The sequence below is a fragment of the Winogradskyella sp. genome (genome assembly GCF_016744625.1).
Lineage (GTDB): Bacteria > Bacteroidota > Bacteroidia > Flavobacteriales > Flavobacteriaceae > Winogradskyella.
The window spans coordinates 3,608-18,788 of record NZ_JADGDZ010000029.1; the positions used below are offsets into that span (position 1 = coordinate 3,608).

11 protein-coding genes are annotated in these 15,181 nt (G+C 32.9%); 4 read left to right on the forward strand and 7 right to left on the reverse strand.

Going from position 1 to position 15,181, the window contains the following annotated elements:
• Together QZZ53_RS08085 and QZZ53_RS08090 are read left to right on the forward strand one after the other, a co-directional pair.
• On the forward strand, positions 1–1,866 hold a 1,866-nt coding region (locus QZZ53_RS08085), incomplete at its 5' end, for a CBS domain-containing protein (protein ID WP_296383411.1).
• Positions 1,867–1,871: 5 nt separating this feature from the next.
• Positions 1,872–3,053 carry a succinylglutamate desuccinylase/aspartoacylase family protein gene (locus QZZ53_RS08090; RefSeq protein ID WP_296383413.1) on the forward strand — a complete coding sequence of 394 codons (1,182 nt, stop codon included), beginning with the start codon at positions 1,872–1,874 and terminating at the stop codon, positions 3,051–3,053.
• A 55-nt stretch (positions 3,054–3,108) separates the two neighbouring features.
• Here the strand turns inward: QZZ53_RS08090 and QZZ53_RS08095 are convergent, their stop codons facing one another.
• The 3 genes from QZZ53_RS08095 to QZZ53_RS08105 are packed head-to-tail and all read right to left on the reverse strand — an operon-like array spanning position 3,109 to position 7,487.
• Positions 3,109–4,995 (reverse strand): M1 family metallopeptidase, encoded by a 1,887-nt coding sequence (locus QZZ53_RS08095; RefSeq protein WP_296383416.1) that lies wholly within the window; start codon positions 4,993–4,995, stop codon positions 3,109–3,111.
• 2 nt (positions 4,996–4,997) lie between these two features.
• A complete protein-coding gene (locus tag QZZ53_RS08100; RefSeq protein ID WP_296383418.1) occupies positions 4,998–6,608 on the reverse strand; it encodes a S8 family peptidase in 1,611 nt (536 codons plus the stop codon).
• Between the two features lie 18 nt (positions 6,609–6,626).
• A complete protein-coding gene (locus QZZ53_RS08105) occupies positions 6,627–7,487 on the reverse strand; it encodes an MBL fold metallo-hydrolase (protein ID WP_296383420.1) in 861 nt (286 codons plus the stop codon).
• A gap of 158 nt (positions 7,488–7,645) precedes the next feature.
• Here QZZ53_RS08105 and QZZ53_RS08110 point away from each other — a divergent pair, with 158 nt between their 5' ends.
• Positions 7,646–7,987, forward strand: coding sequence for a DUF202 domain-containing protein (locus tag QZZ53_RS08110; RefSeq protein ID WP_296383422.1), 342 nt, complete (start codon positions 7,646–7,648; stop codon positions 7,985–7,987).
• Positions 7,988–7,989: 2 nt separating this feature from the next.
• On the opposite strand, the gene QZZ53_RS08115 is transcribed toward QZZ53_RS08110, so the two are convergent.
• Together QZZ53_RS08115 and QZZ53_RS08120 are read right to left on the reverse strand one after the other, a co-directional pair.
• Positions 7,990–10,185 carry a SulP family inorganic anion transporter gene (locus QZZ53_RS08115; RefSeq protein WP_296383424.1) on the reverse strand — a complete coding sequence of 732 codons (2,196 nt, stop codon included), beginning with the start codon at positions 10,183–10,185 and terminating at the stop codon, positions 7,990–7,992.
• Entirely contained in the window at positions 10,182–11,030 is an 849-nt protein-coding gene (locus tag QZZ53_RS08120) for a universal stress protein (protein ID WP_296383426.1), read from the reverse strand. The genes QZZ53_RS08115 and QZZ53_RS08120 overlap by 4 nt, the downstream gene beginning before the upstream one ends.
• A gap of 125 nt (positions 11,031–11,155) precedes the next feature.
• Between QZZ53_RS08120 and QZZ53_RS08125 the strand changes: the two genes are divergently transcribed.
• On the forward strand, positions 11,156–12,979 hold the full coding sequence (locus tag QZZ53_RS08125) for a sodium:proton antiporter (RefSeq protein WP_296383428.1): 1,824 nt from the start codon (positions 11,156–11,158) through the stop codon (positions 12,977–12,979).
• A gap of 76 nt (positions 12,980–13,055) precedes the next feature.
• Here QZZ53_RS08125 and QZZ53_RS08130 read toward each other — a convergent pair whose 3' ends face one another.
• Together QZZ53_RS08130 and QZZ53_RS08135 are read right to left on the reverse strand one after the other, a co-directional pair.
• Positions 13,056–13,805, reverse strand: coding sequence for a hypothetical protein (locus tag QZZ53_RS08130; RefSeq protein ID WP_296383430.1), 750 nt, complete (start codon positions 13,803–13,805; stop codon positions 13,056–13,058).
• A gap of 42 nt (positions 13,806–13,847) precedes the next feature.
• Positions 13,848–15,173: a hypothetical protein gene (locus tag QZZ53_RS08135; RefSeq protein WP_296383431.1), complete on the reverse strand. Its 1,326-nt coding sequence runs from the start codon at positions 15,171–15,173 to the stop codon at positions 13,848–13,850.
• Between the last annotated feature and the right edge of the window lie 8 nt (positions 15,174–15,181).

Consider the following 15,181-nt stretch of genomic DNA (forward strand, 5'->3'; position numbering starts at 1 on the left):
AATCAATACTGTGCATTAATTATGGGACATTTAGATGTTAAACAACTTAAAAGCCCTAAAGATAAAGCATTATATATTCATCATCTCGTAAAAGATTTAGAAGCGTTAGATATAATGCTTAACAAAGGGTTAATTGAAAAAGAACCTATAAGAATTGGCGCAGAACAAGAGTTTTGTGTTACTAAAAAAGATTTCTTTCCTAATAACAATAGTGTAGAAATTTTAGAGGCAATTAATGATGAACATTTCACCACGGAGATAGGAAAATACAATCTCGAAATAAACTCAGACCCTTTAACACTTAAGGGTAATTGTTTTTCTAAACTATACCATCACCTTAAAGAACTTCTTGAGAAAGCAGATAAGGAAGCTAAAGTGAAAGATTCGAAAATAGTATTAACAGGTATATTACCTACAATGAGGCTGAAGCATATTAAGAACGACTATATGACAGATAAGCCTAGGTATCATATACTCAATAATGCTTTGAAGTCATCAAGAAGAGAACATTTTAATATTCATATCAAAGGAGTTGATGAATTAAACCTTATTCATGATTCTGTAATGTTAGAGGCTTGTAATACGAGTTTTCAAACTCATTTACAGATTCATCCAGATGAGTTTGTGGAAAAGTATAATTGGGCACAGGCAATTGCTGGACCAGTTTTGAGTAGTTGTGCTAATTCACCAATTTTATTTGGTAGAGAATTGTGGGCAGAGACCAGAATAGCATTGTTTACGCAAAGCATTGATACACGTGCTAATTCCTTTATTTTTAATGAAAAACAGTCGCGCGTAAGTTTTGGTGCTAATTGGGAACAGGGAACTGTAACGGATATTTTTAGAGATCATATATCTCGATTTAGAAGCCTTTTAACTTCAGATGAACATGATGATAGTTTAGAAAAGCTAGAAAAAGGGGAGATACCAAAACTTAGAGCATTACAACTACATAACGGAACGGTTTATAAATGGAATCGTGTGTGTTATGGCGTTGGAGGAGGTAAACCACATTTAAGAATAGAATGTCGCTATATCCCATCTGGTCCGACATTGACCGATGAAATTGCAAATATGGTGTTTTGGGTAGGTTTAATGCTTGGTCAACCAGATAAATATGAGAATATTCATAAAAAAATGGACTTTAAAGACGTGAAAAACAATTTCTTTAAAGCGGCTAGAAATGGTATGGAAACGCAATTTAAATGGAATAACGAACTCATATCGGCTAAAGACTTAATTGTGAATGAGTTTTTACCAATTGCAAAAAAGGGTTTACAAAAAGCCAATATTGATGAAGCAGATATTACAAAATACCTTTCTATAATTGAGCGACGCACCAAATCTAAAAATGGATCTCAGTGGATGATAGATAATTATAGAAATCTTCAGAAAAGCAAAACCAGCTTTGAGGCCCTACAGAATATTACAGCTTACATGTATAAACATCAATTTAAGGATAAAACTGTTGATGAGTGGGAAATATTCAATCCAGATGAGAATTTGAAAATAGATATTAGCCGAATAGTTAAACACAATATGAACACAAAAATGCTTTTAGTGGACCAAAAAGATAGTTTAGAATTGGTTAGTAATATTATGAAATGGAAAAACACGCACCATTTACCCATTATAAATAAGAAGAAAGAATTAACAGGCTTATTAACATGGACGGATTTAATAAAACTTGGCGATCAAGATTTACATCTATGTGTTAAGGACGTTATGACTAAAGATTTAATTACAATATCTCAAGAAGCTCCTTTGGAGGAGGCAAAAGCGCTTATGAAAAAACATAACATTAATTGTTTGCCTGTAGTTAGAAATAAGGAATTATTAGGAATTTTAACTACGAGTGATTTATAAAAAAGATGCAAATTAGCGCTAAAATAAACAATAAAAAGAGCAAGGTTACAAATCGGATTTTTCACCACATAAAAGGTAATTATTCTGGAGCTACTATTGTGTTTTTCGCTGGTATCCATGGAAATGAAACCGCAGGAGTAAGTGCTCTAAATAGCGTATTAAAAACGTTAAACGAGAAAGGTATTTGTGGTGAAATTTATGGAGTTTATGGTAATATAAAAGCACTTCAAGAAAACAAACGTTTTTTAGATTCTGATTTAAACAGGATGTGGACGCTCAAACAATTAAATGCAATAAAACAAAAGGAAGACCGCAATAATGAAGAACAAGAGCAAGAAGAGCTATTCTTGTTTATAAATCAACTTTTAGAGTCTACACAAAACCCAATTTATTTTATTGATTTACACACTACCTCCAGCAAATCACTTCCTTTTATTACAATTAATGACGCCTTAATTAATCGTAAATTTTCGAGTTGTTTTCCTGTTCCTGTTGTTTTAGGAATTGAAGAGTATTTAGATGGTCCGCTTTTGAGCTATCTAAATACCTTAGGATATTTATCTCTCGGTTTTGAATCTGGTCAGCACACAGATCCATTAGCTATAAAAAATTGCGAAGCGTTTATATATTTAGCTCTTAGACATGCAGGACATTTAAAGATTAATAATTTTAAAAAACATGAAGATGAATTAAAAAAAGCTTCTAGAGATATATCTTCGATTTTTGAAGTTATTTACAAATATCATATCGAACAAAAAGAAATGTTTTTAATGGAAAGTGGATTTGAGAGTTTTCAAGATATTAAAAAAGAGACTTTGTTAGCGACATCGAATGGAAAGAATATATATTCAGATTATAGTGCAAAACTCTTTATGCCGTTGTATCAGAAATCTGGAAATGATGGTTTCTTTATCATAAAGCCAATACCAAGGTTTTTTCTAAAACTCTCAGAATTACTCAGAAAAGTTAAGGCAGACAGCCTACTAACGCTACTTCCCGGAATTTCATGGCACAATAAAAGCTTAGGTGTTTTAAAAGCGAATCTATCGGTTACGCGTTTTATGGCTAAATCTATTTTTCATTTGTTTGGCTATAGAAACAAGCAGTTAGATAAGACCCATTTACTTTTATATAATAGAGAGCGCGTTTCTAAAAATAAAATGTATCAAAACGAACAATGGTATTAAAAGAAAAACCGCGTCTATTAAGACATGGTTTTTATATTCTATTTGGCTGAAAGTATTACTCTAAAGTAATGGTATTGTTTTCACGATTAACATCAGCCATGAATCCATTAGGATCTATTTCAACTGTTTTTATGGTTTTAGAAGTTTCTAAACTATAGGTTGGAAACGACCAAGCCCAATCATCTTTTGTGATTGCTAAAGTTGGTTTTTCACCTCTCATTTGACGTAATGGAACATAAAAATCTTCAGAAGAACCGTCTGCATATGTTACTCTAAGATCTATTGGCATTGGCATAATACCAATACGTTCCAAGGTTACTGTCTTACCTTCAACATTTTTCACTGCATAGTCAATAACATCTGTGGTTTGCGCAAAACTTATGAGGTACCAATCGAGTTCGAGACCAGATACTTTCTCTGCAATTCTTATAAAGTCTAATGGTTTAGGGTGTTTAAAAACCCACTCATTAAAATATCTTTTTATGGTTTTGTCCAGGTTTTCTTCTCCAATAACATAACCTAATTGCGACATAAAGACACAACCTTTATAATAAGCGGCTAAAGAATATAAACGATTAAAATCGTATTTATCTGCAAATGTTGTCATGGGCTGTTCTACACCAGAATTAGCTAAAGCCGAATATGCTCTATAGGCATTATACCATGGATTTGTATTGCCGGCATCAAATATATCGTTCATTGCTTTATACTCAATGAAGGTTGCAAAACCTTCATCCATCCATTCGTGCTTTGCTTCATTATTTGCTAATAAAAATTGAAACCAAGTATGTGCCATTTCATGAGATATGGTGCCTTTAAATAAACCCTCAAAAGTACCCTCTCCTAAAACCAAAGTACACATACCATATTCCATTCCTCCATCTCCTCCTTGTATAATAGAATATTGCTCGTAAGGATATTTACCAACGAGATCACTATAATAGGTCATTAACTGAGCCGAATATGGTTGTAGTTTTTTCCATATGTCTATTTTTTCTTGAGGCATTGTTTTTTTATAAAGAAAATGTAGCATAGGACCATCAGGCACTTGTAATGTATCGTGTGCATATTCAGGATCTGCCGCCCAAGTAAAATCATGAACATTTGGTGCCATAAAATGCCATGTTAATTTATTTCCTTTTGGGATTACCGTTTTAGATGTGTAACCATGGCCAATTTCATCTGCATTTTGAAGATAGCCAGTACCTCCAATCGTATAGTTTTTGTCAATAGTAATCTTTACATCATAATTTCCCCAAACACCATGAAATTCTCTCGCGATGTACGAATAAGCATGCCAACCTTCATCATCATATTCCGCAAGCTTAGGATACCATTGCGCCATAGATAAAGCGACACCTTCTTTGTTATTGCGACCAGAACGACGTATTTGTATAGGAACTTGTCCCTTAAATACCATGTCAAAATTCACGGTTTCACCTGGTTGTATCGGTTTGTTTAATTTTACCCGCACAACAGTTCCAGAAATGGTGTAGTCTAACTTTTTCCCATTTTGTTTCAATGACTTTATGTCAATAGATCCTATTTCATTAGGTTTTAACTTTGCTATTCTACTTTCGTAAATTGGATTTTCTCTAGTGCCAACATTAGGGGCAAATCTAGCGTCTGGAGTTCTAATGCTTTGTACTCTAGCATCCATTTCACTATTGGGTTGAAACGCATTAAAGTACAAATGGTAAAACACTTTGTCTAAAACATCTGGCGAGTTATTGGTGTATTTAATGTTTTGCTCTCCTTTAAATTGATAAGTTTCAACATCCATATCAATATCCATTTTATAGTCGGCTTGTTGTTGCCAATAACCATTTGGAACTATTGAATTTAATGAATTAGATTGTATGTTATTTTTAATAGGACTTTCAGTTGCTCCGCAAGAAAATACTAAAGCAACAATAGAAAAACTTAAAAGAATTTTCTTCATATTTATTTGAGTTTTGAAGCCATAATTAAAGCATTGTAAGCATTGGCTATTTTTCCTGATTTAGATAAATCTGCAAATGGCTTTACGTTAGAAGCATCTCCGCCCACAACTACTTTTGTTGTTAATGATAATCCAGAATCTAAAATCACTTGTTTTACCTGAGCGGCTGTTAAATTAGGATATTGAGAGCGCACTAAAGCTGCAATTCCCGCAACCGCAGGTGCAGCCATTGATGTACCTCCATTAAAATCATATTCATTTTCTGGCATAGTAGAGTATATTTCAGAACCAGGAGCAAAAATATCAACATTCTTTTTCCCATAATTTGAAAAACCAGAAACCATTTTTGATCCATATTTAGAAGTCAATGAACCAACTCTAATATAAGAGTTTGAAACTTCAATAAAGTTGATATTATCGTCAGGAAAATTAGGTTTTACATCTATATTATCACTGTCGTTACCAGCAGCATGCACAAAAACGACATCATTATCAGAAGCATATTTAATAGCATCTCTCACCCACTCTGCATGTGGAGAAAATGACTTTCCAAAACTTCCGTTAATTACCTTTGCTCCATTATCTACCGCATATCTAATAGCTAGGGCAACATCTTTATCGTATTCATCTCCGTTAGGAGTAGATCTAATTGCCATAATTTCAACGTTATTAGCGACTCCATTTGCGCCTTTACCATTGTTGCGTTCTGCAGCCACGATGCCAGCCACGTGTGTGCCGTGAGATTCGTCTTTTTTTACAGGTTTAACATTACCGTTTCCGTAACCAGTGTCCGTTAAGTCATTGATATCATCTCCAGTTTTTCGACCAGAAAATTTTTTGTTTAAATGAAAGTTTAAACGCTCATTAACTTGAGTTAAAATACCATTAATTTCATTAGTTGCTTTAGCTAAACTTGCACCATCAGCACTTGCATTAATACTTTGAGCAACTTGTTTAGCTTGCAATAACTCTTCGTTTTCTGATTTTATTGCATTAATTTCTTGTATAGTGTAATCTCTTTTTTTAAAGTGAGCTGCTAATACATCATCAGATTTTTTAATGACTTGAAGAATTTGCTCGTATTGCGTTTTAGTACCTGTGTATTTTTGATATTCAGATTCATATAATGCTTTTGCTTCATTATAACGAGGGTCTGAAGTGTTACCGCTCGCAAGTAGGCGAACATACTCTAATTGTTCATCATAGCCATCACCTACAAAATTCCAGCCATGAATATCATCTACATAACCATTCTGGTCATCATCCTTTCCGTTGTTTGGTATCTCTCCTTTGTTGGTCCAGATAACTCCATCTAAGTCTTCGTGATCGATATCTATACCAGAATCAATTATTGCAACAATGACCTTTTTACCTTTTTTCTTTTTAATGATTTCTGAATAGGCTTTATCTACGGCCATACCAGGAATGGTATCGCTTACAAGATCTAAATGTCCCCAATTTTTTTCTTCGGATTCAGATAAATCAGTAACTTTCAAAGGAGAGGTGTCAATGTTTTCTACTGGAGTAGATAATATATCTGCAGTGGCACCACAACCCAAAAAGAGTGTTGCGGAAAAACCTAAATAAGCTATTAATTTATAATTAAAGTTCATGTTGTTAATGTTTAGTTTTTATTTAAATATATCGTTGCAAGTATGTGTTTCATTTAAACGCACGCCTTTTTCTGTGTGCTGAACGGTTATAATTTCATTATGCGCATCGTGTTCTAAAAACAAGTAATAATTGTTATCAGCTGCCATGTTCAAAAACAATTCTTTTTCATCAAGTGTTAATAAAGGTCTTGTGTCGTAACCCATTACAAAAGGTAAGGGCAAATGTCCTGCAGTTGGTAATAAGTCTGCCATAAAACAAATGGTTTTCCCTTTGTATTTTATCATAGGAATCATTTGTTTATCTGTATGTCCATTTGCATAAAAAATATCGAAACCTAATTCTGATTTTTTTTGAATGTGAGTATCGGGAACAGGGGTTAATTTTAATTGGCCACTAGCCTCCATAGGAAGAATATTTTCTTTTAAAAATGAAGCCACCTCTCTTCTATTAGGTTGTGTTGCCCACGCCCAGTGATCTTTATTACTCCAAAAGTGAGCATTTTTAAACGCTGGTTCGTAGCCCGTTCGGTTTTTATTCCACTGTATACTTCCTCCACAGTGGTCAAAATGAAGATGCGTCATAAATACATCCGTAATATCGTCTCTATGAAATCCATGAGCAGCAAGTGAAGTGTCAATGCTATCATTTCCCCAAAGAAAATAGTAGCCGTAGAATTTATCACTTTGTTTATTGCCCATGCCTGTATCTATTAAAATGAGTCGATTACCATCTTCAATTAACAAACAGCGTGCCGCAATATTAATCATATTGTTGTTGTCGGCTGGATTGGTACGTTGCCAAAGTGATTTTGGCACCACTCCAAACATGGCTCCACCATCAAGTTTAAAATTACCGGCTTGTATAGGATATAATTGCATTAAATTATCGAATTAATATGATTTGCAAATTACTAAAAGCATTAAAAATAATAGGAATTAAGTAGAATTAATTAGAGCTTATTTAACAAATTTAGGATCGAATAGTCATTCTGGTATTCTAAAAAAGAATTACATTTATCTATACAACTAATCAGCTTATGTCCAAATCAAAAGATAAAACCAAAAGAAAAAAATTATTAAGCTTTGGTCGTGATTTTAATCCAGATCAAAAAGTTATTTTGAGAGATTACCTTGCTATTGAACGCACGCGTTTAGCTAATGAGCGAACGCTCTTATCTTACATTAGGTCTTCGTTATATTTATTATTAGGGAGTATTGCTTTTTACCAGCTGAAAGAGTTTTCAAATTTTGATTACTTAGCGCTTACGGCATTGATTTTTTGCGTTATATTTTTTGTTATTGGAGTGTATAGGTTTGTGTTATTAAAAAGAAGTTTAAAACGCCTATACTACAATTCTGAAGAGAAAGAAGCTAATTGATATTATAAAGAAATTACATGCTTTAAGCGTTTTCCAAAATCGAATAGCGCTTTAATTTCTTTTGTGCTTGCCAAGCGTTCTTTGCTAAAAACCAGTAAAGAATTCCCATTAGATTCAATATGGTAATAAGGGTTACTTTCAAAAAAATGAATGATATCATCATTAAAAAAAGCAGTAATTGCAATGTCATCCTCACCTAATAAATAAAAACGCTTATTAAAATCTGAATGTTCTTGAATAGGAATGTCTTTAAAACCCGCAAATGCATAAACTTTTTCTAAAAACCCCTCTCGATCTAAAGTGAATTTTGGAATCTTTTTTCCCAAGGTGATATGCAACATTGTAGTTCTTACGGTTTCTTTTGCAATAAACTCTCCTTCAGAAAACTCGATATCAAAAATAGCGAGGATGTCATTTTTGGTAGACAGTTTGTTGTAAATATGATGTATAGATTTTGTTCTAAAGAAATGAAATTTATCAAGAAAGTGTGTTTCTTTTTCTTTTTTAGAATCATACGTTAAAGCATAGTTATTAGCTAAATCTTCAATATTATTTTGCCGCTTTGTAAGTCCGCTTTTAATAATATTTGGAACGGGGAGTAGACGTCGTAGTGCAAATGGATGTTCTGAGTCAGTATCATGTAAATCTAAACCAACAACATCAAAATGACCATCTCTTTTTATGAATAACTCTCTATAACTATTCAAATTTTCCATGACCGTATGGTCTACAAATTCACACATAGAAAAATCTACAATAATATCACTGCTTTCTGGTACAGCATCGAGTTTTTCTTTTAATCTATAGAAATTTAAAAAGCTACAAAAATGTTTTACGCTCACATAATAATTACCGTTGTCTTGTTCTTGATACATTAGAACATTTGGTTTTAATACGTTCCTTAAAAACAACGAAGCGCTTTTATTAATAAGAACATGAATTAAAAAAGTAACCAATACACCAGAGAGAATACCTGTAATAAGTCCGACTTTTAAGGTTATAAAAAGCGTCACAAAAAAGATTACGACTTGCTCTTTGCCAATCGAAAATATCTTTTTTATAGAACCTGGCGAAGCTAGTTTATAACCCGTAAATACAAGGATCGCCATTAAAGCGGGTAAAGGTATGCGAGTTAATTGTGAACTAAAGAGCACAATAAAAATAACTAAAAAGGTAGCGTGAAAGAAGTTTGAAGACCTGTTACTACCATTATTATTAACGTTTACAGAACTTCTAGCAATTACTGTTACCACATTTAAACCGCCCAAAAACCCACTCCCAATAGTTGCTAATCCTAATGCTTTTAAATCTAAATTGACATTAGAACGTCTTTTTTCAGGATCTAATTTATCTACAGCTTTTATACTTAGAAGTGATTCGATACTTGCAATCAGCGTCAAAGCCAAAACGCTAGACCAAAATGGGAATGTACTAACCTTTCCGAAATCTACTATTGGTAATTCAGCGATAATTTCCTTAAATTCTGGAATCCCAGAAATCATATATAATGATGATATTGGGTTGGGTTGATGCGCCAAAAGTTCAAAATAATAGCTAAACCCAATAGAAAGTATGACAATCCACATTGGAGCTGGAATGAGCTGTAAATACTTATTTCTTATTTTAGGATAAAACACCATAATAATTAAGCTTAGAACACCAGTGATTGCCGCATAAGTTAAACTAGTGTCATCAAAATGAAAGGCATCATTTATTGTATTTGGTATCTCTAAAAGATAGTCAATAGTATTTTCACGTTTAATTTTATGAGCTAACATAATATGAAACTGTTTACCTAGAATAATAAGACCAATGGCCGCAAGCATGCCTTGAATGGCAGAAGAAGGAAAGAAATCGGCAAGTTTGCCAAGTCTCAGAAACCCTAAGGTTGCTAGTAGAATACCGGAACAAATAATGGCAGCGTAAGCACTTTCTAGACCTAAAGTTGTAATGGCAACTAAAAGCACTCCAACAAGTCCGTTTCCAGGTCCAGCAATAGTTACGTGACTACCACCAAATATAGAAACAACAATACCGCCAACCACAGCTGCTATAATACCAGCTATTGGAGGAGCTTCACTTGCCATTGCTAAGCCCAAACCTAACGGTAAGGCAATAAGACTCACCACAAAACCTGAAAAAATATTTTTAGGCAAAGTCTTAAAAAAAGTCTTTAGATTATTAGGTTTAGGACTCATTGAATGATTAAAACGTCTGTTGGTAATTCGGTTAAAATATGCTCTATATCATGAGGGAAAAGTCGATCCCAAAATGTCATTTTGCTAGGGGAATTCATCACCAATAAATCAGCTCGAGCGATTTGAGCATAATGCCCAATAGAATAGCCCTTTTTACCAAAAATAGGTTGTGATTTTATAACAATGTCTTTTGTGTGGTTTTCGGGTATGTTTTCAATAATAACTTTTACTCTAGCATTTTCTCTAAGTTTAATTCGCTCCTTGACAATGGTTGACATTCGTAAAGACTTGTCATCCTCAACTTTGATGGCCAATTCGTCTTGGGTTATTTCCTCGACAATGGTAACTTTACCTGCTTTTAAAGCATTGGCAACATAAAAAGCGGAAGCAATAGTTTGTTTTGTTTTAGGGTCTTTTAGACCATTTACCACAATATGTTCACAAGGAACCCTTTCAATCGATGGTTTTATCAATAATAAAATAGAACATTTTGCTTGCCTTGTGATTTTTCTAGCAATAGATCCTACATAATATTTTAAGAAGTTTTCACGCTGAAGCGCACCTAAAATTAGTAAGTCTATTTGCCTTTCTTCCGAAGTAGATAGAATCACTTCCACTGGATTACCTGATTGGAATACTATTTGGACATCAAGATTTTTTTTAATAAACGGTTCTAATATGTTATAAAACTGATTTTCCTTGTCTTTAGATTTTTCACCAACATGAATTAAAACGAGTTTAGCATTTAACATAGAAGACAACCTTGCAGCTTCATTGATATTTGCTTTTAGGTTAGGGGAAAAAGTAACACCTATTCCAATTGTTTTAAAAGGTCCTTGAGACAATTGCAGTTTTCTTGATTAGTTAGTTTTGAAAGATAACGTTTTTTTAAAAACTCTAAAACCATAAATTTAAATCACGTTCTTTATAAAAGTAATATTTAGTAAATTCACAAAAAATAAGCGCATAGATGTTAGAATTAGCAGGAATTATTATACTAGGTATATTAGCACAATGGGTGGCTTGGAAACTTAAAATACCAGCAATTTTACCACTAATTCTTATTGGTTTATTGGTAGGCCCAATTGCAGCAGAATTTTTAAATGATGGAACAAAATGGATAGAACCTATTTGGAATGGTGAAAAAGGCCTATTTCCTGGAGATGGGTTGTATTATTTTGTCTCCCTCGCTATAAGTATAATTTTGTTTGAAGGTGGCTTGACCTTGAAAATGGGGGAAATAAAAAATGTAGGACCAGTAATTACTAAATTAATTACACTTGGCTCTATTGTCACTTTTTTTGGAGCTGCAGTAGCAGTACACTACTTATTTGAATTAGATTGGGAATTAGCCTTTTTGTTTTCTGGACTAATTATAGTTACGGGACCAACGGTAATTACACCAATTCTAAGAAATATTCCGCTTAAGAAAGATGTTTCAACAGTTTTAAAATGGGAAGGTATTCTTATTGATCCCATAGGCGCTTTAGTGGCTGTATTAGTTTTTGAGTTTATTTTTGTTGGTGGAGGCGGAGGGTTTACTAAGACTGCCCTTATTGAGTTTGGTAAAATTATACTTTTTGGCTCCACATTTGGTTTTACGTTTGCACACGCTTTAGATTTTTTAATTAATAAAAAATGGATTCCACATTATTTAATGAATGTGTTTGCTTTAGCAGCTGTACTAGGTGTTTTTGTGCTATCAGATAATTTTGCTCACGAATCTGGCTTACTATCCGTTGTAATTATGGGAATGGTCTTGGGAAATAAAAATGCACCATATTTAAAAGAACTACTTTATTTTAAGGAATCGTTAAGTGTTTTATTAATTTCAGTACTATTTATTTTGCTCTCAGCCAATATAGATATGGATAATTTATTACTGTTAGCAAATTGGAAAACAGCCGCCTTGTTTTCAATTGTGGTTTTTGTAATTAGACCAATTGGTGTTTTTTTAAGCACCTATAAATCATCATTAACTCTAAACGAAAAACTTTTTATCAGTTGGGTTGGACCGAGAGGAATAGTTGCCGCTGGTATCGCTTCTTTATTTGGGAGTAAGCTTATGGCAGAAGATGTTGTAGGTGCCGATTATATTACTCCTCTCGTTTTTATGATTGTTTTAGGAACAGTACTACTAAATGCTACCACAGCACGGTTATTTGCAAAGATGGTCGGTGTCTTTTTAATGAATTCTAATGGTATATTAATTGTAGGAGCCTCAAAAGTTTCAAGGCTTTTAGGGCATTATCTTGAAACCAATGGGAGACATGTTGTTTTAATAGACAGCAATCAAAACAATATTAAAAAAGCTCACGAATTAGGTCTAGAAGCCTTTGATGCAAATATATATTCTGATAAATTGACGGATAATATTGAGCTTAATGATGTTGGTTATTTAATGGCCTTAACAGGAAACACAGAGATTAATAAATATGCTATAAATAAGTTTAGTAAACAATTTGGTGAGAATGGCTCGTTTAGATTGGTTTCAACTGAAGAAATGCTTGATGAAAATAACAATCCACATGAGGGTTTATTTTCTCACACAGATGATTTTAATTCTTTGACAGAAGTGGCTAATAATTATCCGTCAGTACAAGAGGTCGAGGTTAATGATAAAGAACATTATCAAAGACTTATAGAAATTGCTAATAGTAACAAAGACATGATTCCGTTGTTTGTAAAAAACAATAATGACGAGTTTATTATTATATCATCTTACAACTTAGAAATAGAAACTATTCAGGAAAATTCAAAACTTGTTTACTTAGGAAAGCCTTTTGATATTTAAAAGTATAAAAAACCTCTCTAAGTATTTCTTAGAGAGGACTTAAAGCAATCAATTTTTAAAATTAAAGATCTATTATCTATTTCCCAAAATTAAATAATAGAGATAGGGTGAGCAGATTACTTTTATTAATTAAAACATTGGTGAAATTATCCTTAAACTCTCCTCCGTTTTCTGGTTTAAAAGTTCTGCTAGTATGTGTTAAAATATTGGTGTGAAGCGCGAGAGTCCATTTTGTGGCTAACATTAGCTGAAAACCCATTACAAGAGCTAAAGTTACCCTTGTAATATCTGTGGTAAAACTATTATACTTTTCATTTCCAAATCCATAAGCTCCTAAAATACCATATATTAATCGAATTTCGTTAAACTTAGAAATGGCATGAAACATTAAAAGCTTTAATTGAATATCTATAAGGCTTTGTTTTTGATCGTTAAAGTTGAATCCACTATAGGCAAAACCTAAAGCAGCATAAAGCGCAGAGCGCTGAAACTGTCTCAATTTATAATGATAGGCAGCATGAAAACACCACTGGGTTTCATTTTCACCAAACCCAAACCCAACACCAATAGCTAACATTTGAACAGCAAATAAAAGATCTTCTGGTTTCACTTGTGTGGCGAATACTTTTTCGCTCATCTCTGGTTTATTTTCCATGTAAAATTGAAAATCTTCAAGAATATAATCCGTGTCTAGGTTGGTGAAATCTTCAGCTTTTATCTCCTTGTTATCAGGACTTAAATCACTAAAAAATTCAGATTGGGCATTTAACTGCATGAAGAAGCATAGTAACACTACACTTAATGCATAAGAGAAATTTGTTTTCATATTTATTATTTTTGGTTGTACTTTTTCTTCAGGTTTAATGTTTTAAAAACGAAATCTGAACCCTATTTTAACTGGATTATTTTTGTTTATTAAAATTGTGGTATCGTCAGTTTTGTAAGAACTATTTCCTTCTTGAGATTCATATGTGAGGCTTTGGTGAGTTACTATTGGGATAATAAGACTTAATGATACTTTTTTGCTTAGTTGTACATTAATACCAGAGTTTAAAGACAGCTCAAAGCCAGAAACATCATCTTTAATACCATTATAATCGTTTGTTCCAAACAAATAACTACCACTAATTCCATTAGTTGTTTGTGTATCTCCACTATGTGATATTGGTGTAAATAATTGAGCGGTTGGTCCTACACTAAACAAGGTGCTACTAAAGTCCATAAAGCTAGTTGCTCCAAACGCTACATTACCACCTATAAATAAATCACTTTCCCCTAAATCAGTTATATTATATAAGTATTCTGCACCCACACAATAGCTTGTTTCTTCAAAATCTTGAGAAAAGCCAACTCCTGCGTTAACACCTATGGTTTGATCGGGAAGAGTTATTTCTTCATTTTCTGGCGCATTTATACTAGCGTCTTCTTTCAGGTTTTTACAACACTCATAGCTAATGATTTTTAGGTTTATATTTTTAGCCTCACCAAAAGTTATCTTATTTGTTGTAAATATTCCAGTAACTTCTGCGGTATACTCAAATTTTAAATTTTTAACACCATGACTCTTTGAGGCGATTTCACACTTACAGTCATTTTCCATTAGAGTCTTAATTTCCCATGTAACTTTACCTAGTTTTTTTTTCTTTAACTTCATCTTAAGTATTGTATTCTCTAAACAACCTTCAAGGTTATAATCATCATCATTATTTAATGTTATTCCATAATCGTATATGGCCTTGAGCGCATAATAATTTTGCCTCAATATTTCATCTTCTTTTTTTGAGAGATCTCCAATACCTTTATTAGTAAAATCTTTAACAAATTCACTATATGGCTTTGAGTTATTAAATAAATCAAATATTCGATCAAAATTTGATGAATAAAGACCCTTATTAAGAATACCGTCTAAATTATTATTTAGTCTATGCATGCTGTTTTTGATATTAGTGATTACGTTACGGAAGCCGAATATTGGAGTTAATTGGTAAGCGCCTTTTACAAGCCTATCAACATCGCAAGGGAAGTTTTGTTTTTTTAATACTGCACTTTTATGCATTTTATCAAATGCTTTGCTTAAGTCACGTGCACTTTTTTGTGTTTCGGTTAACTCTTTTTTCTTTTCTTGCGCAAATGAGAGAGTGTGAAATAATGAGAAAAAAATAACAAAGGCTAGGAGTGTTAGTTTAGTTTTCATAACGTATG